Origin of the sequence: Pseudomonas sp. Sample_14, from assembly GCF_004307515.1 — a bacterium.
GTDB classification, from domain to species: Bacteria; Pseudomonadota; Gammaproteobacteria; order Pseudomonadales; family Pseudomonadaceae; genus Aquipseudomonas; species Aquipseudomonas atacamensis.
Map to the genome: position 1 here is coordinate 61,324 of NZ_RCOC01000037.1, position 17,603 is coordinate 78,926.

18 protein-coding genes are annotated in these 17,603 nt (G+C 59.4%); 11 read left to right on the forward strand and 7 right to left on the reverse strand.

From position 1 onward, the window contains the following. Positions 1–27: 27 nt before the first annotated feature. Entirely contained in the window at positions 28–864 is an 837-nt protein-coding gene (locus tag D8U61_RS08110; protein WP_125925323.1) for a S1-like domain-containing RNA-binding protein, read from the reverse strand. Between the two features lie 337 nt (positions 865–1,201). Between D8U61_RS08110 and D8U61_RS08115 the strand changes: the two genes are divergently transcribed. The 3 genes from D8U61_RS08115 (at position 1,202) to D8U61_RS08125 (ending at position 3,257) form a co-directional block, all read left to right on the forward strand. Then, positions 1,202–1,390 (forward strand): hypothetical protein, encoded by a 189-nt coding sequence (locus D8U61_RS08115; RefSeq protein ID WP_016985943.1) that lies wholly within the window; start codon positions 1,202–1,204, stop codon positions 1,388–1,390. Positions 1,391–1,593: 203 nt separating this feature from the next. Continuing rightward, positions 1,594–2,310, forward strand: coding sequence for a TorF family putative porin (locus tag D8U61_RS08120; RefSeq protein WP_125925322.1), 717 nt, complete (start codon positions 1,594–1,596; stop codon positions 2,308–2,310). A 77-nt stretch (positions 2,311–2,387) separates the two neighbouring features. Continuing rightward, positions 2,388–3,257 (forward strand): DUF6279 family lipoprotein, encoded by an 870-nt coding sequence (locus tag D8U61_RS08125; RefSeq protein WP_130887199.1) that lies wholly within the window; start codon positions 2,388–2,390, stop codon positions 3,255–3,257. A gap of 120 nt (positions 3,258–3,377) precedes the next feature. On the opposite strand, the gene D8U61_RS08130 is transcribed toward D8U61_RS08125, so the two are convergent. After that, complete coding sequence (locus D8U61_RS08130; protein WP_130887200.1) at positions 3,378–3,770, reverse strand: transcriptional regulator; 393 nt, start codon at positions 3,768–3,770, stop codon at positions 3,378–3,380. Between the two features lie 172 nt (positions 3,771–3,942). On the opposite strand from D8U61_RS08130, the gene D8U61_RS08135 reads away from it, so the two are divergent. Both D8U61_RS08135 and D8U61_RS08140 read left to right on the forward strand, forming a co-directional pair. Beyond that, positions 3,943–4,677, forward strand: a complete 735-nt coding sequence (locus D8U61_RS08135; protein WP_130887201.1) for a thioredoxin family protein — start codon at positions 3,943–3,945, stop codon at positions 4,675–4,677. 89 nt (positions 4,678–4,766) lie between these two features. After that, positions 4,767–5,042: a hypothetical protein gene (locus D8U61_RS08140; protein WP_073472880.1), complete on the forward strand. Its 276-nt coding sequence runs from the start codon at positions 4,767–4,769 to the stop codon at positions 5,040–5,042. A 50-nt stretch (positions 5,043–5,092) separates the two neighbouring features. Here the strand turns inward: D8U61_RS08140 and D8U61_RS08145 are convergent, their stop codons facing one another. Next, complete coding sequence (locus tag D8U61_RS08145) at positions 5,093–6,433, reverse strand: DEAD/DEAH box helicase (protein ID WP_024012040.1); 1,341 nt, start codon at positions 6,431–6,433, stop codon at positions 5,093–5,095. A gap of 191 nt (positions 6,434–6,624) precedes the next feature. Between D8U61_RS08145 and D8U61_RS08150 the strand changes: the two genes are divergently transcribed. Then, positions 6,625–7,923: a mechanosensitive ion channel family protein gene (locus D8U61_RS08150; protein ID WP_056783642.1), complete on the forward strand. Its 1,299-nt coding sequence runs from the start codon at positions 6,625–6,627 to the stop codon at positions 7,921–7,923. Positions 7,924–8,029: 106 nt separating this feature from the next. Here the strand turns inward: D8U61_RS08150 and D8U61_RS08155 are convergent, their stop codons facing one another. The 3 genes from D8U61_RS08155 to D8U61_RS08165 all read right to left on the reverse strand — a co-directional run bounded on the left by D8U61_RS08155 (position 8,030) and on the right by D8U61_RS08165 (position 10,370). Further along, positions 8,030–8,896, reverse strand: coding sequence for a carboxylate/amino acid/amine transporter (locus D8U61_RS08155; RefSeq protein WP_016771196.1), 867 nt, complete (start codon positions 8,894–8,896; stop codon positions 8,030–8,032). Positions 8,897–9,223: 327 nt separating this feature from the next. After that, on the reverse strand, positions 9,224–9,823 hold the full coding sequence (locus tag D8U61_RS08160) for an FMN-dependent NADH-azoreductase (RefSeq protein WP_125917799.1): 600 nt from the start codon (positions 9,821–9,823) through the stop codon (positions 9,224–9,226). Between the two features lie 232 nt (positions 9,824–10,055). Continuing rightward, entirely contained in the window at positions 10,056–10,370 is a 315-nt protein-coding gene (locus D8U61_RS08165) for a hypothetical protein (protein WP_016771198.1), read from the reverse strand. A 49-nt stretch (positions 10,371–10,419) separates the two neighbouring features. Between D8U61_RS08165 and D8U61_RS08170 the strand changes: the two genes are divergently transcribed. The 4 genes from D8U61_RS08170 (at position 10,420) to D8U61_RS08185 (ending at position 14,649) form a co-directional block, all read left to right on the forward strand. Continuing rightward, on the forward strand, positions 10,420–11,343 hold the full coding sequence (locus D8U61_RS08170) for a LysR family transcriptional regulator (RefSeq protein WP_016771199.1): 924 nt from the start codon (positions 10,420–10,422) through the stop codon (positions 11,341–11,343). Between the two features lie 14 nt (positions 11,344–11,357). Further along, positions 11,358–12,161 carry an alpha/beta hydrolase gene (locus D8U61_RS08175; RefSeq protein WP_125917798.1) on the forward strand — a complete coding sequence of 268 codons (804 nt, stop codon included), beginning with the start codon at positions 11,358–11,360 and terminating at the stop codon, positions 12,159–12,161. Between the two features lie 3 nt (positions 12,162–12,164). Beyond that, positions 12,165–12,728 (forward strand): peptidylprolyl isomerase, encoded by a 564-nt coding sequence (locus D8U61_RS08180; RefSeq protein ID WP_016771201.1) that lies wholly within the window; start codon positions 12,165–12,167, stop codon positions 12,726–12,728. An 88-nt stretch (positions 12,729–12,816) separates the two neighbouring features. Continuing rightward, positions 12,817–14,649 (forward strand): ABC transporter ATP-binding protein, encoded by a 1,833-nt coding sequence (locus tag D8U61_RS08185; protein ID WP_071174707.1) that lies wholly within the window; start codon positions 12,817–12,819, stop codon positions 14,647–14,649. Positions 14,650–14,766: 117 nt separating this feature from the next. On the opposite strand, the gene D8U61_RS08190 is transcribed toward D8U61_RS08185, so the two are convergent. After that, a complete protein-coding gene (locus tag D8U61_RS08190; RefSeq protein ID WP_130926732.1) occupies positions 14,767–15,891 on the reverse strand; it encodes a GNAT family N-acetyltransferase in 1,125 nt (374 codons plus the stop codon). Between the two features lie 281 nt (positions 15,892–16,172). Here D8U61_RS08190 and D8U61_RS08195 point away from each other — a divergent pair, with 281 nt between their 5' ends. Continuing rightward, positions 16,173–17,495: a putative porin gene (locus D8U61_RS08195; protein ID WP_076566478.1), complete on the forward strand. Its 1,323-nt coding sequence runs from the start codon at positions 16,173–16,175 to the stop codon at positions 17,493–17,495. Positions 17,496–17,603 lie beyond the last annotated feature (108 nt).

Sequence of the window (17,603 nt, forward strand, 5' to 3'; positions counted from 1 at the left end):
TGGCCTGCAACATGGGCCACTCAAGGCTCAGGTTAGTTCAATGCGATCGGCGTGAATGACGATCTTGCCTTCCTTGTACAGCGAGCCGATGGCTTTCTTGAAGTTGCCCTTGCTGACGCCGAACAGGCTGCTGATCAGTGCCGGATCACTCTTGTCACTGACCGCCAGGGTGCCGTCGTTTTCGCGCAACTTGCCGAGGATCTTCGAACTCAGACTGCTCGCCGCTTCCTGACCAACCGGTTGCAGGCTCAGGCTGATCTTGCCGTCGGCGCGCACTTCCTTGATGAAGCCTTTCTCGAGCATGCCCGAACGCATGAACTTGAAGATCTCGTTCTTGTGGATCAGGCCCCAGTGCTTGTTGTTGATGATCGCCTTGAAGCCCATGTCGGTGGCTTCGGCTACCAGCAGATCAACTTCCTGGCCCGGGCTGTAGATGGCCGGGGTCTTGTCCAGGTAACGATCGAGGCGCGCGGTGGCGGTGATGCGGCGCGTGTGTTTGTCGAGGTAGACGTGCACCACGCAGTATTCGCCAGCAGTCATCTGGCGCTTTTCTTCCGAGTACGGCAGCAGCAGATCTTTCGGCAGCCCCCAGTCGAGGAACACGCCGATGCTGTTGACTTCAACCACTTTCAGGCTGGCAAATTCGCCGACCTGAACTTTCGGTTTTTCCGTGGTGGCGAGAAGTTTGTCTTCGCTGTCCAGATAGATGAATACGTTGAGCCAGTCTTCATCTTCGCTGGGAATATCTTTGGGGATATAACGGTTGGGCAAAAGAATTTCGCCGTCGGCACCGCCGTCCAGATATAAACCGAAGTTAGTGTGTTTAACCACTTGCAAACTGTTGTAACGCCCGACTAAAGCCATTTCCGAAACCCTCAATACGTGGGCGGCATTCTACCCGTTTTTGCCGCAGACGTCGGGCGACAGATCCTCGCAGCGGAAAATCTGTGTCAACCTGTTGATTTTGCTTGTCACTGCCCTACGGGGTGCCGCTCGTCAGCCGGTCCGACGCTTCACAGCCGTGCTGATTTGCCTCACTTCAATTAAATGTTCTTATTTAAAACAGCAGGTTAGCTGGTTATTACGAGGGGGCGCCCGGTAATAATGCAGCGTTACGGTTGGTTAATCCGGGGGATATTTACCAAGCTATTGTCAAGTTATTCCTGTACGATGCCTGGCCGAGTTACTTTTCTAAAGGTTAATGGCCGCCATGCGTGTAAAAGCATCCACCAGCAAAGCAAAGCCAGCTCCAGCCGTTGAAACCAGCGAATCGATCAACGATCAGATCGCAGCATTCCTCAAGTCCGGCGGCGAGATCCAGCAAATTGCCAAAGGCGTCAGCGGCCAGACATTCGGCCCGTCCAAGCAGATCAGCCTGGGCAAGAAGTAATACCGGTTTCACCCCGTCCAGAGGCGCTTTGAGCTTCGAAGCGCCTGGACTGGCACCGTGCAACACCCCTTCGCTTTAAACAAAAATTCCCGAAAATCGACGAACGGCCATCAATGCCGGGCATTCGTCGGTATCCTTGCACGCGTCTAGATCAAGCGTTTCAGCAGGCCTTTGCCCTGCGCTCGCGGTTCATGGAGTGACGCATGCGCCCATTTCCCTGTTTATTGTTCGTCAGCCTGCTGTCAGGCGCGACCGCGCACGCGCAGGTTTTTCAGGGTGAACTGGGTGACTTCGATCTCAAGCTCGGCACTACGCCCAGCCGCAGCATGGCCCAGGGCCTGGTGAAACCGGCGGCGGTCGGCTCGTTCCACGGTGGCCTCGACCTGAGTCACGACAGCGGCGTGTATTTCGGCCAGTACGCGCCGAGCATGGGCATCAGCCCGGGCAAGAACCTCGAGATCGATTCCTATGTCGGCTTCAAGCAGCCGTTCGATCAGGTGATCGGCTATGAAGTCGGGATGATCCATTACAGCTATCCCCGCGTGGACACCCTCGACAGCCAGGAGCTGTTTGGGGGCCTGACTCTGCTCGGTAGTCGCTTTGGCATTGCCCTGAGCAACGACCCGGATAAACAGAACAACACCTTGTTTGCCGACCTCACTGGCAATCAGCCGTTCGGCATTGGCGTGAGCATGAAATACACCACGCACCAGTTGAATACACCGGCGGCGGTGGACGGTGGCTATATCAGCAGTTTCACTGATTGGTCGGTGAAACTGTCGCGGCCGTTCATGGGCGTCGATCTTGATCTGATCTACAGCGACTCCAGCCTCAGCGGCAGTGATTGCTCGGCCTATTCCGGGCACAACAGCGAGTGCGACGGCCTCGTCACCCTTAAGGCTGTACGCACGTTCTATTGATCGGCTGAACTGCCGCGCGCATCCTGCATCACATAAGAATCAGATTTCCGACGCCAGGCTCTCGCAAGGATTTGCCCATGTCTCGCTGGTTCAAACAGATTGCCGCCCTGCTGATCTTCACCCTCGCCCTCGGCGCTTGCAGCCGCGTGGGCCTGGCCTACCGCAACCTCGACGTAATCATCCCGTGGTCGCTGAGCGACTACGTGGACATGAACGGCGAACAGAAAGACTGGTTCAATGAACGCCTCAAGGAACATCTGAGCTGGCACTGCACCACGCAGTTACCGGGTTACCTCGACTGGCTGGACCGTTTGCAGGCCATGGTCGAGAGCAATCAAGTGAGCGACGCCGCGCTGCAGGAGCGCACCGCCGAAGCCAAACAGGCCATCGCCGAAACCGCCCGGGAAATCACCCCTTCGGCCATTGAGTTGCTGCAAGGCCTGGACGATAAACAGGTGGCTGAAATGAACGACGCGTTTGCCAAGGATTTGCGCAAACGTCAGCAGGAATACGTGAAACCGCCGCTGGCTCAGCAGATCAAGGAACGCGGCGAGCGCATGGAAAAACGCCTGAACGATTGGCTAGGCCCGCTCAGTGACACGCAGAAACAACGCGTCGTGGCCTGGACCAACGCCTTGGGCGACCAGAACACCCAATGGATCGCCAACCGCGCGCACTGGCAGCAACAGTTCAGCGCCGCCGTTGCGCAACGCCAAAGCCCCGAATTCCCACAACGCATCGAGACACTTCTGGTCAATCGCGAGCGCTTGTGGACAGCGGACTACCGCAAGGCCTACGCCAACACCGAAGCCCAGGCGCGCTCGCTGTTTGTCGACTTGATGGCCGAGAGCACGCCGCAACAGCGTCAGCGTTTGTTGAAGAAAATCGAGGGAGTGCGTAAGGACTTCAATGACCTCAAGTGCCTGAAGGCCGCGCAGAAACCTTGAAATCACTGGAATCCAATGTGGGAGCGAGCCTGCTCGCGAAAGCGGAATATCAGACAGATCAAATGTCACTGACAGACCGTATTCGCGAGCAGGCTCGCTCCCACAGGGGATTTCGCTGGCTCAGGCGATTTGAGCCTTCGAGGCGACTTCATCAAACGTCACCTCATCCAGCGCATCCTCCTGCTCATCCAGCACCTGACGCGGATGGTCGTTGCCGGGGATGCTGCTGTCGATCAGGCTCAGCAGGCTGGAGCCGCGCGGGGTCAGAATGAAGTTGTTGCCAGTACTGCCCTCGTGATCCGGCCGCGGCTCGATGAATCCGCGCTCCAGCAACATCTTTTCATAATCACAGGCCAGGGTTTTCAAGTGATCGAGATTGTCGATCGGCTCGCCGGCGCTGGCTTTCTCGGCCGCGTGGTCTTCGGCATACGCGCGGGGAGCGAAGCTGTGGCCAGCGCTGTTCTGCACTTCATGCAGCAAACGTTCAATCAAATCCCAGTTATAAGTCGTCATCCTGATCCAACCTCCGGTGCGGGTGATTTTGTGCCGCGTTCAAGGTTGTGACCGAAGCGCTGCGCAGCCGTTCAGCAGTATTTCCGGCCCCGACCGACCGACGGCTGTCGATTAGCTCGCACGTTGAACGACTAGGCTGAAACAGCCGGTTCAACCCGCAGGAGACATCGTCATGAACGTTGCAAACCATCCGGTGGTATCACGCGAAGAATGGCTCGCCGCCCGTCAACAGCATCTGGCCCACGAAAAAGCCTTCACCCGGGAACGCGATCGCCTCAGCGCCGAGCGCCGCGCCCTGCCGTGGGTGAAAGTCGACAAGGACTATCATTTTCAAGGGCCGAACGGCGAGCTCAAGCTCAACGACCTGTTTGGCACCAACAGCCAGTTGATCATCTACCATTTCATGTTTGCCAAAGGCTGGGAGCAAGGCTGCCAGGGCTGCTCGTTCCTCAGTGACCACATTGATGGCGCCAACCAGCACCTGGCCCATCACGACGTCGCGGTGGTTGCAGTTTCCCATGCGCCATTCAACGAGTTTCAGGACTTCAAAAAGCGGATGGGCTGGAAGTTCGACTGGGTCTCGTCAGAAGGTTGCGATTTCAATTACGACTTCGGCGTCTGCGCCCGGGCTGAGGACGTCGCGGCGGGAAAGGCTACCTACAACTACGAAAGAACCGACAGCGCCGAGGAAGAAATGCCGGGGCTGAGCGTGTTTTATCGCAATGACGAAGGCGAGATTTTCCACACCTATTCCACATACGCGCGCGGTCTGGACATGCTGGTTGGCGCTTACCACTACCTTGATCTGACGCCCAAAGGCAGGAACGAGGACGAGATCATGGAATGGGTGCGGCATCATGATCGGTATGACGGTGCGCCGAAGTCGGGCTGCTGCCATGCCGATTGAGCGCAACCCTGCCCCCACAGTTTCTGAACTTTTACCAGGCTTCAGCCCTCAACCGGTTAACCCGCCTTAACCGGAACTGAGGCCTGCCCATGAAAACCCTGATCAAGCTCTCCCTCGCCGCCACCCTTGCCTGCGCCCTGCCCGTCTGGGCTTGCACGCCGGAAGAGGCGACGATCAAACGCGAACAACTGGCCAAGGAAGTCTCCAAGCTCACCGAGCAGAATCCGGCAAAAGCCAAGGAGATCAACGCCGAGTTGCAGAAAATGGATCTGGGCACGGCCAGTGCGGATCTGCCGGACAAGTGCCAGTTGATCGATCAGCGTTTGAAGGAACTGGGTTCGGCGGAGAAAAAGGCCGACAGTTGAGGCGAAAAAAAACCGGACAATGTCCGGTTTTTTTATGCGCGGTCTAAAGCTTACTCAGCCGCAGGTTCAGCTGGCTTGCGACGCTTGAGCGGGGCCATGCCGTCGCTGCTCACCAGAGAATCCGGCTTTGGACGGTTGACGCTCTTGCGCTTGGTCGGCGTCTTGGCGGCGGTTTTCTTTTTGTCGCCCTTGGCGTCAGTCTTTTTCTTCTTCACACCAACCGCTTTACCCGAAGCCTTGACCTTTTTAGGGCCGCCGTAGGTGCCTTTGACTTCCTTGATGGTGCGGCGCTCGAAGCTCTGCTTCAGGTAGCGCTCGATGCTCGACATCAGGTTCCAGTCGCCGTGGCAGATCAGCGAGATCGCCAGACCATCGTTGCCGGCGCGGCCGGTACGACCGATGCGGTGTACGTATTCGTCGCCGCTGCGTGGCATGTCGAAGTTGATCACCAGATCCAGACCGTCGACGTCCAGACCACGGGCTGCAACGTCGGTAGCGACGAGGATCTTCACACCGCCCTGCTTCAGACGATCGATCGCCAGTTTGCGATCCTTCTGGTCTTTCTCGCCGTGCAGCACGAACGCTTTGTATTCCTGAGCCACGAGGCGGCCGTAGATGCGGTCGGCCATGGCGCGGGTGTTGGTGAAGACGATGGCCTTCTGGTAGGTCTCGTTGGCCAGCAGCCAGTTCACAATCTGCTCTTTGTGCTGATTGTGGTCGGCGGTGATGATTTGCTGGCGAGTCGTCGAGTTGAGCTGGCTGACCGCGTTGAGCTGCAGGTGCTCCGGGTTGTTCAGGACCTTGGCGATCATCTCGCGCAGGCCGGAACCGCCGGTGGTCGCGGAGAACAGCATGGTCTGCTGACGGTTCGGGCACTCGTCGACCAGACGCTGCACGTCTTCGGCGAAACCCATGTCGAGCATGCGGTCGGCTTCGTCGAGCACCAGCACTTCGACTTCTTTCAGGTCGAGGTTGCCGGCATTGAGTTGCTCGATCATTCGCCCCGGGGTGCCAATGAGGATGTCCGGCACTTTGCGCAACATCGCGGCCTGGACTTTGAAGTCTTCGCCGCCAGTGATCAGGCCGGACTTGATGAAGGTGAACTGCGAGAAGCGTTCGACTTCCTTCAAGGTCTGCTGGGCCAGTTCACGGGTCGGCAGCAGGATCAGCGTCTTGATGCTGACGCGGATCTTCGCCGGGCCGATCAGGCGATTGAGGATCGGCAGGACGAAAGCGGCGGTTTTGCCGCTACCGGTTTGCGCCGTCACCCGCAGATCACGCCCCTGGAGCGCCAGCGGAATGGCCGCGGCTTGCACAGGCGTTGGCTCGACAAATTTCAGCTCGGCCACAGCTTTGAGCAGGCGTTCGTGCAGGGCGAATTGGGAAAACACGGGTGCTACCTCGAAGATATGCAAAAAAACAGCTGCATAGGTTACCGGTTTCGAGCGCTCAGGCCGAGTTTCTTTGTGCAAACGCCGACAATCAGTGGTTTTTTTGTTGCCCGATTTGTCACTCGCAGCAATACACAGCGTCTTAAATGCTCTAATCGGCCCTCGCGTCTTACAGAAGAAACGTTTCGCTTATGGATATCAAACAGCTCTGGCTCAAAGCCCAAGGCCTCTGGGGCACGCTCGAAGAGCACCCACTTCTGCAATCGGGACTGGCGCTGTTGGTGCTGCTGGTCATCGCGCTGGTGCTCGGACGGGTGGCGCGTTACCTGATCCTGCATGCCAGCCGCATGCTCGGCCGCCAACCGGCACTGCACTGGATCAACGACTTCCGGCACAACAAGGTGTTTCAACGGCTGGCGCAAATGACGCCGTCGCTGGTGATCCAGTTCGGCCTGCACCTGGTGCCGGAGCTGAGCAAAACCGCGATGAATTTTCTCGGCAACGTCGCGCTGGCGTTCACCATCCTGTTCCTGCTGCTGGCGGTCAGCGCCCTGCTCAACGCCCTGCTCGACATCTACGCGCGCACCGAGCATGCGCGTACACGCTCGATCAAAGGCTACGTGCAACTGGCGAAAATGGTTTTGTACGTGTTCGGCGCGATCATCATCGTCGCCACCCTGATCGACCGCTCGCCGCTGTTGCTGCTGTCGGGTCTGGGTGCGATGTCGGCGGTGATTCTGTTGGTCTACAAGGACACGCTGCTGTCGTTCGTCGCCAGCGTGCAGCTGACCAGCAACGACATGCTGCGCGTCGGCGACTGGATCGAAATGCCACAAGTCGGCGCCGATGGCGACGTGGTCGACATCACGTTGCACACCGTCAAAGTGCAGAATTTCGACAAAACCATCGTCTCGATCCCGACCTGGCGGCTGATGTCCGAGTCGTTCAAGAACTGGCGCGGCATGCAGCAGTCCGGCGGTCGGCGGATCAAGCGCAGCCTGTTCATCGATGCCAGCGGCGTGCGCTTCATCCGCGACGACGAGGAAGAAAAGCTCTCCCAGGTGCACCTGCTGACCGACTATATGGGCCGCAAGAAAGCCGAGCTCAAGGCCTGGAACGAAGCGCAGGGCAATGTCGCGGCCATGTCAGCCAACCGCCGCCGCATGACCAACATCGGCACTTTCCGCGCCTATGCGCTGGCGTATCTGAAGAGCCACCCGGAGATTCAGCCGAACATGACCTGCATGGTCCGGCAGATGCAGACCACCGCGCAGGGCATTCCGCTGGAAATCTACTGCTTCACCCGCACCACGGTGTGGGCCGATTATGAGCGGATTCAGGGGGATATTTTCGATTACCTGCTGGCGGTGTTGCCGGAGTTTGGCTTGAGTCTGTATCAACAGCCGAGTGGCGGGGATTTGCGTGCGGGGTTGTTGCCGGCGGTACTGGGCTCGGCGAGTATTCCGGAGCCGGAAAAACACCTGATGTAACCCAAAGATCAAATGTGGGAGCGAGCCTGCTCGCGAATGCAATGTGTCAGTCGACCCATACTTATCTGACCCAGCGCCTTCGCGAGCAGGCTCGCTCCCACAGGGGTTATGCGGCGGCCGGGGATTTGCGGATGCCCAACCGGCTGATCCACACCGCTGCCAGAATCACACCCCCGCCAAGGAACAATCTCCCCAGTTCCTCATGCTGATTCCAGATCAGCAGATTCAACAACAATCCCACCGGCACATGCAGGTTGTTCATCACCGCCAGTGTGCCGCCGTTGACCATGCATGCACCTTTGTTCCACCAGTACAGACCCAGCGCCGTCGACACCAGTCCGAGAAACAGCAACACCGCCCATTGCAGCGGCGCTTCCGGCAGGAAGTTCGACTTGCCGAATAACAGGAACGCTGGCAGCACAACCGCCAATGCACCGAGGTAGAAATAACCGAAGCGGCGGTAATGCGGCAGATCGCTCGGATGCTTGGCCACCAGATGCTTGTACAACACTTGCCCGGCGGCATAAGTGAAGTTGGCCAGTTGCAGCAGCAGGAAGCCCATGAAAAAGTCGGGACTGATGCTGTCGAAGCGAATTACCGCCGCACCGCCCACGGCCACCAGCGCAGCAACCAATGCCCACGGATTAAAGCGGCGGTTCAGCGCGTCTTCGATCAACGTCACGTGCAGCGGCGTGAGAATGGTGAACAGCAACACCTCCGGCACCGTCAGCACACGGAAGCTCAGGTAAAGGCAGACGTAAGTCACACCGAACTGCAACGCGCCGATCAGCAACATGCCACGCATGAACGCCGGCTCCACCGAACGCCAGCGTGTCAGCGGAATAAACACCAGTCCGGCCAGCACCACACGCACCAGCACCGCGAAGTAACTATCGACATGCCCGGCCAGGTATTCGCCGATCAGACTGAAGGAAAACGCCTGGATCAGCGTCACAAAAAGTAGATAGCCCATGTTCGCCTCGAAATCGAATGGCGGCGACGATAGCGGTTTTTACTTTCTGGAACCAACACAAATCCCCATGTAGGAGCTGCCGCAGGCTGCGATCTTTTGATCTTGTTTTTTTAAAATCAAAAGATCGCAGCCTGCGGCAGCTCCTACAGAGGGATTGTTTGAAGCAGAAAATATCGCAGGCAAAAAAAAGCCCGATCTCGCTAAAGCGTTCAATCGGGCTACAGCACTCAGGAGCAAAAGTGCAAAGGGAGGTTCGATGCGCGTGGAACCTTGAAGGGGTAGCGCCAGGTCACTAGACCATCCAGCGATTATCTGGCGATTAACCGATCAGGCGACCTGAGACAGTTTGGCGTTGGCCTGATTCAGGCCCTTCTCCTGGAAGTCACCGCCCAGGTTCATGCCCTCAGCATGGATAAAGGTCACGTCGTTGATCCCGATGAAACCCATCACCTGACGCAGGTACGGTTCCTGATGATCCGCCGGGCCACCGGCATACACGCCACCGCGAGCAGTCAGGACAAAGGCGCGCTTGCCGTTGAGCAGACCTTGCGGACCGGTTTCGGTGTACTTGAAGGTCACCCCGGCGCGCAGCACATGATCCAGCCAGGCCTTGAGCGTGCTCGGGATCGCAAAGTTGTACATCGGTGCCGCCAGCACCAGCACGTCGGCGGCAAGCAGCTCATCAGTCAATTGGTTGGAGCGGTCCAGCGACGCCTGTTCGCTGTCGTTGCGCTGTTCGGCGGGCTTCATCCAGCCACCCAGCAAGTTGGCGTCCAGATGCGGCACCGGGTTCGCGGCGAGGTCACGCACGGTGATCTGATCGGCAGGGTGCGCGGCTTTCCACTGAGCGATGAAGGTCTGGGTCAGTTGACGGGAAACCGAGTCTTGCTGGCGGGCACTGCTTTCGATGATCAGAACGCGGGACATGGTGTGTAGCCTCCATCCGAATATGTTGTAAGTCGATGGAGTGAAGGTTAAACAGAGTCGAATCGATGAAAAAGCGCAAATATCCGCTGTAATCAATCGATAAATTCGTTTATAAGCTAGACCCATATCCCCTGTGGGAGCGAGCCTGCTCGCGAAAGCGGAATGTCAGTCACATCATCTCTGGATGACACTCCGTCTTCGCGAGCAGGCTCGCTCCCACAGGGAAATAGCGCTATTTCGGGGTGCAGGTCAGTTTGATGCGCAGCTTGATGATCTCTCGGGTGAACTTGGCCGTGGCGTTTTTATGCTTGCCTGCCGGGACATCGATGCTGCGCGTGCGTGGTGCTTCCGGGCCGTTGCTGAACACCGCACGGCAGGTCGCATCGACATCACCGTAGTTGGCCACGCGGATCGAGCCGATGTCGTTGTCCGTGTCGTAAGTCTCGTAGTCGATCTTCATGCCGTTGAGATCCTTTTGCACGTCGATCGGATAGGCAAACGCGGTCAACGGCAGCAGCGCCAGCACCACACAACAGAATTTTTTCATTCGGCAGTCTCCATGAGGGACGGCCAGCTTAGGACAAGAGGAGCTATTGATGAAAGCGCCCCGCGTGACCCTTGATCAATGGCGAACGTTGCAGGCCGTGGTCGACCACGGCGGATTCGCCCAGGCCGCCGAGGCCCTGCACCGTTCGCAATCGTCGGTGAGCTACACCGTCGCCCGCATGCAGGATCAGCTCGGCGTGCCATTGCTGCGCATCGACGGGCGCAAAGCTGTGCTCACCGAAGCCGGCGGCGTATTGCTGCGCCGTTCGCGGCAATTGGTCAAACAGGCCAGCCAATTGGAAGACCTCGCCCATCACATGGAGCAAGGCTGGGAAGCTGAAGTGCGGCTGGTGGTCGATGCGGCCTACCCGAGCGCGCGGATCGTCCGTGCCCTGACCGCGTTCATGCCGCAGAGTCGCGGCTGCCGCGTGCGTCTGCGCGAGGAAGTGTTGTCGGGCGTCGAGGAAGTGCTGCTCGAAGGCGTGGCGGATCTGGCCATCACCGGCCTGAGCATTCCGGGCTACCTGGGTGCGGAATTGAGCGATGTCGAGTTCGTCGCCGTTGCCCACCCTGATCACCCGCTGCATCGGCTCAACCGCGAGCTGAGCTTTCAGGATCTGGAAACCCAGATGCAAGTGGTGATCCGCGACTCCGGCCGCCAGCAGCCGCGCGATGTCGGCTGGCTCGGCGCCGAGCAGCGCTGGACCGTCGGCAGCCTCGCCACCGCCGCGACCTTCGTCAGCAGCGGCCTGGGCTTTGCCTGGCTACCGCGGCACATGATCGACCGCGAACTCAAGGATGGTTCGCTCAAGCTGCTACCGTTGGACCGAGGCGGCAGCCGCAATTCGAGTTTCTATCTGTATTCGAACAAGGACAAACCCTTGGGCCCAGCCACGCAAATCCTCATCGAACTGCTGCGCACCTTCGACACCTTGCCGCTGGACGCACCGTTTGCCGCACCTGAACAAGCCTGACACGGAGTTCACCGATGGCGTATTTCGAGCACGAAGGTTGCAACCTGCACTACGAGGAATATGGCCACGGTGCGCCGTTGCTGCTGGTTCACGGGCTCGGCTCGAGCACCCTGGACTGGGAAATGCAGATCCCCGCGCTGGCCGCGCACTACCGGGTGATCGTCCCGGACATACGCGGCCACGGGCGCTCGGACAAACCCCGCGAGCGCTACAGCATCGCCGGGTTCAGCGCCGACCTGCTGGCCTTGATCGAACACCTGCGCCTCGGTCCGGTACACTACGTCGGGCTGTCGATGGGCGGGATGATCGGTTTTCAGCTGGCTGTCGATCAGCCGCAAGCGCTCAAGAGCCTGACCATCGTCAATAGCGCGCCACAGGTCAAATTGCGCAGCCGCGATGATTATTGGCAGTGGTTCAAACGCTGGAGCCTGATGCGCCTGCTCAGCCTGGAAACCATCGGCAAAGCCCTCGGCAGCAAACTTTTCCCCAAGCCGGAACAGGCCGATCTGCGACGGAAAATGGCCGAACGCTGGGCAAAAAACGACAAACGTGCTTATCTCGCCAGCTTCGATGCGATCGTGGGCTGGGGCGTTCAGGAACGACTTTCCCGGGTGTCCTGTCCAACGCTCGTCATCAGCGCCGACCGTGACTACACACCGGTGGCGTTAAAGGAAACCTATGTAAAACTGCTGCCGGATGCGCGGCTGGTGGTCATTGACGACTCGCGCCATGCCACCCCGCTCGATCAACCCGAACGCTTCAATCACACGCTGCTGGATTTTCTCGCCACAGCCGACCTTCACTCTCAGGATCACTGACCCATGCTGAAAAAACTCGCCCTCGCCGCCGGCTCCGTACTGTTTGCCGCCAACCTGATGGCTGCTACCCCGGCCAAGGCGCCCCACGTGCTGCTGGACACCACCAACGGCCAGATCGAAATCGAACTGGACCCGGTCAAGGCACCGATCAGCACGAAGAACTTCCTTGAATACGTCGACAGCGGCTTCTACAACAACACCATTTTCCACCGCGTGATCCCGGGTTTCATGGCTCAGGGCGGCGGCTTCACCCAGCAGATGCAACAGAAAGAAACCAAGGCGCCGATCAAGAACGAGGCCAGCAATGGCCTGCACAACGTTCGTGGCACCCTGTCGATGGCGCGTACTTCCAACCCTGATTCGGCGACCAGCCAGTTCTTCATCAACGTCGCCGACAACGCGTTCCTCGACCCGGGTCGCGACGCCGGTTACGCGGTGTTCGCCAAAGTGGTCAAGGGCATGGACGTCGTGGACATCATCGTCAACTCGCAGACCACCACCAAACAAGGCATGCAGAACGTGCCTGTCGACCCTGTGATCATCAAGTCGGCCAAGCGCATCGACTGAGTTTCGCCGGGCATATCGAGCGGCGCCGGGCTGAGCCTGCGCCGCTCGCACTGATAAAAGGAGAGCCCGGATTCCGGGCGGTTATCTGATGCTCTATCGCCGTTTCGAACAACTGATCGATATCTTCCGCGACGCCCCGACGGCGTCCCCGCCGGACCGCGTCTGGCCCTTCTACGTCTATTACCTGAAGCAGGTCTGGCCGAGTTTCGCTGCCCTGCTTGTTATCGGCCTGTTTGCCTCATTGATCGAAGTAGCGTTGTTCAGCTACCTGAGCCGCATCATCGATCTGGCGCAAGGCACGCCCAACCCGAATTTCTTCAGCGACCACGCCCTCGAATTGACCTGGATGCTGGTGGTCGCTCTGGTGCTGCGACCGATCTTCTTTGCCCTGCACGACCTGCTGGTGCATCAGACCCTGAGCCCCGGCATGACCAGCATGATCCGCTGGCAGAACCACAGTTACGTGCTCAAGCAGAGCCTGAATTTCTTCCAGAACGACTTCGCCGGGCGCATCGCCCAGCGCATCATGCAGACCGGCAACTCCCTGCGCGATTCTGCCGTGCAAGCGGTCGACGCGCTGTGGCACGTGGTGATCTATGCGATCAGTTCGCTGGTGCTGTTCGCCGAGGCCGACTGGCGCCTGATGATCCCTTTGCTGACCTGGATCGTCGCTTACATCGGCGCGCTGTATTACTTCGTGCCACGGGTGAAGGAGCGCTCGGTGGAAGCCTCCGACGCGCGCTCGAAACTGATGGGCCGTATCGTCGATGGCTACACCAACATCGCCACGCTGAAACTGTTCGCCCATACCAACTTCGAACAGCACTACGCCAAGGAAGCCATCGAAGAACAGACCGTCAAAGCGCAAATGGCCGGTCGCGTGGTGACCAGCATGGACGTGGCGATCACTACCATGAACGGCCTGCTGATCGTCGGCACCACGGCGCTGGCGTTGTGGCTGTGGACGCAGTCGCTGATCACCGTCGGCGCGATTGCCCTGGCCACCGGCCTGGTGATTCGTATCGTCAACATGTCCGGCTGGATCATGTGGGTAGTCACCGGCATTTTCGAAAACATCGGCATGGTCCAGGACGGTCTGCGCACCATCTCGCAACCGGTCAGCGTCACCGACCGCGAGCAGGCCAAACCGCTGGCCGTGGCCTCGGGCGAAGTGCGTTTCGAGCACGTGGATTTTCACTACGGCAAGAAGAGAGGCATCATCGGCGACCTCAATCTGACGATAAAACCAGGGGAGAAAATCGGCTTGATCGGCCCGTCCGGCGCCGGCAAATCGACCCTGGTCAACCTGTTGCTGCGCCTGTACGACGTCGAGGGCGGGCGCATCCTGATCGATGGGCAGAACATTGCCGAAGTCGGCCAGGAAAGCCTGCGCGCGCGGATCGGCATGATCACGCAGGACACCTCGCTGCTGCACCGTTCGATCCGTGACAACTTGCTCTACGGCAAACCCGACGCCACCGACGCCGAACTGTGGGAGGCGGTGCACAAGGCTCGCGCCGATGAGTTCATTCCACTGCTGTCCGACGCTGAAGGCCGCAGCGGTTTCGACGCGCATGTCGGCGAGCGCGGGGTGAAACTGTCGGGCGGTCAGCGCCAGCGCATCGCGATTGCGCGGGTGCTGCTCAAGGACGCGCCGATCCTGATCATGGACGAAGCGACCTCGGCACTGGATTCGGAAGTCGAAGCGGCGATTCAGGAAAGCCTCGAGACCTTGATGCAGGGCAAAACCGTGATCGCCATCGCTCACCGCCTCTCGACCATCGCGCGCATGGACCGTCTGGTGGTGCTGGAAAACGGCAAGATCGCCGAGAGCGGCACCCACGCCGAACTGCTCGCCCATCGTGGTCTGTATGCGCGGTTGTGGGCGCACCAGACCGGAGGGTTTGTCGGTATCGATTGATCGCGCGATATGATCGTTCCCACGCTCCGCGTGGGAATGCCTCAAGGGACGCGGAGCGTCCAGTGACGCGGAGCGTCACGGCCTGCATTCCCACGCAGAGCGTGGGAACGATCATGGTCAGGTTTGGCGATAAGGCAACGCGGTGCGGGCCTCTTCGGCATAGGCCAGAACCCCGGCGCGCTCTTGCTGGAGGAAATCCTTCACCGCCGCTTTCAGCCCCGGATGGCGCAGGTAATGCCAGGAATGGGTGATCACCGGTTCGAAGCCGCGAATCAACTTATGCTCGCCCTGTGCCCCGGCATCGAAACGCTGGATGCCTTGGGCAATCGCGTAATCCATGCCCTGGTAGAAACACGTCTCGAAATGCAGCCGATCAAACTCGGCCAGGCAGCCCCAATAACGCCCGTAGAAACTGTCGCCACCGACCAGGCTGAACGCCATCGCCACCGGCCGTGAGCCCTGTTTGGCCAGGACCACGCGAATCGCTTCGGGCATGCGTTCAGCCAGCAGACTGAAGAACTCGCGCGTCAGATATGGCGCCTGACGCCGCACCGCGTAGGTGTTGGCATAGCAGGCGTACACGAAATCCCACTGCGCCTCGCCCAGCTCACGCCCCTCCAACCACTCGAACTCAAAGCCCTGCCCCGCCACCTGCTCGCGTTCCTTGCGCATCTGCTTGCGCTTGCGAGAGCTGAGGGCGTCGAGGAAGTCCTGAAAGTCGCGGTACTCACGGTTCTGCCAGTGATATTGACAGCCGATGCGCTGCAGCCAGCCCGGTTGCTCGGCCATCGCCGCATCGGTAAACGGATCAGTGAAATTGATGTGCGCGCTGGACAGCTCTTCGATCTGCAAATAGTCGGGCAGGCTTTTCAGCAGTTCGAAACCGTCCTCCACTTTCGCCGCCAGCAAGCGCGGGCCGCTGACCGGGCTGAAGGGCACGGCGGTCAACAGTTTGGGGTAGTAATCGATGCCGGCACGCGCGCAGGCGTCGGCCCAGCCGTGATCGAAGACGTACTCGCCGTAGGAATGCCACTTGCGATAACAGGGCAGCGCGGCGATCAGTCGATCATCTTCGATGTGCAGCAAATGCTCCGGCTGCCAGCCTGTATGCGGGCCGACACTGCCGCTGTCTTCCAGCGCGCTGAGGAAGGCGTGACGCAGGAACGGCTGGTTGTCCGGCACCAGCGCATCCCAGCTTGCCGGGGCGATTTCTGACAGGTCTTGCAGGCGTTGCAACGGCATTCACTGGCACTCCACAGCTTGGCGACAAAGCCCGGCGAGTATCGCTGATCGCGACCCCGTTGCACACGCTCAATCGGCCGACAGCGCTCTAACTCGATAGTTCACGCCTGATCCGCATCGTCATCAACCTGCCATCACTGTGCCACCGCTCTGTCATAAACCATCGCGATACTGGCGCCTGTTTTTAGAGCGCCGGGTTCTAACCCGGACACAGTTTTCCGGCCTTCAGGCCGGTTGTGCCCAGGATGGTTCAGCCATCCCCTTCATCTTCGGAGATTGCTATGCGTCTTGCTTCCACGAAAACTGCAGCGGCCCTGTGCGGCGGCTTGTTGCTGGCCATGAGCGTTCCGGCCAGTGCTGCAGTCGACGCCAAACTGCTCGACATGCTCAAGGCCAACGGGTCGATTTCCCAGGCGCAGTACATCGAGCTGCAAACAGAACTGGCCAAGGATCAGAAGGCTCAGCAAATCGCCCAACAGGCGCAGCAGGAAACCAACGAACAAGTAGCGGCGGTCGCGAAGAAGACCAACGAACAGAGCCTGTTCGATCAGAAACTGGCCTGGGCGGCCAAGACCCAGTTCAAGGGCGACGTCCGTATCCGTCAGGAAACCATCAAGATCGACGGCGAGCCGAACAACGGCGGCCGCGACAAGGACCGCCAGCGCATCCGTGCGCGTCTGGGCGCCTATACCGAGATCAACCCGCAAGTCGACACCGGTATCCGTATCGCCACCGGCGGCGGTGACGACGCGCGCTCGACCAACCAGGATCAGGACAACTACTTCGACAAGAAGCAGATCTGGCTCGACCTCGGCTACATCGACTATCACCCGGATCAGATCAAGAACCTGCACGTGATCGGCGGCAAGATGCTGCAACCATGGGTAAGCATGGGTGACGTGATCTGGGACAGCGACATCAACCCGGAAGGTCTGGCCGTTACCTACAAATACCCACTGGGCGGCAGCGCCGAACTGTTCGGCAGCCTGGGTAACTACAACCTCAAGGACAACGTTGACGGCGACGGCGTGCAATTCCGCCACGACCTGCGCCTGACCGCTGGCCAGTTGGGCAGCCGCTTCAACATCACCGACAACCTGAAAATGACCTTGGGCGGCAGCGTCTACGCCTACCAGAACGACGAAGACAGCCGCTGCACCGGCACCTCGACGCCGTGCGCCCTGGCGGTCAACGGCAACTCGGCGAACAACGAATTCCGTCTGTATGAAGGGTTCAGCCAGATCGACATCGGCGGCCTGCCAATGCCGCTGTCGTTCTACGGCCAGTACGTGAAGAACAACGATGCCGTAACCGATCAAGACACCGCATGGTTGCTCGGCGCCAAGTCGAAAGTCTTCGGCTTCAACCTCGACTACAACTATCGCGACGTGCAGCGCAACGCCGTGGTCGGCGCCTTCACCGACTCCGACTTCGCCAACGGCACCACCGGTTCGCGCGGGCACAAGTTCAAGGTCGGTTACGACATCGACAAGAACTTCGCCGTCGGCGCCACGTACTTCCTGACCAAGGCCGACTTCGCCAGCCGCAGCCAGCGCGATGCAGATGCCAACACCCTGCAGCTGGATGCTGAAGCGAAGTTCTAAGAAAACAGCTACAAGCTTCGAGCGACAAGCTGCAAGTCACCGCTCCCCTTGCGACTTGTCGTTCGAAGCTGATGTCCTGCAGCCCGGCGCAATGCCAGCGATCCCCAT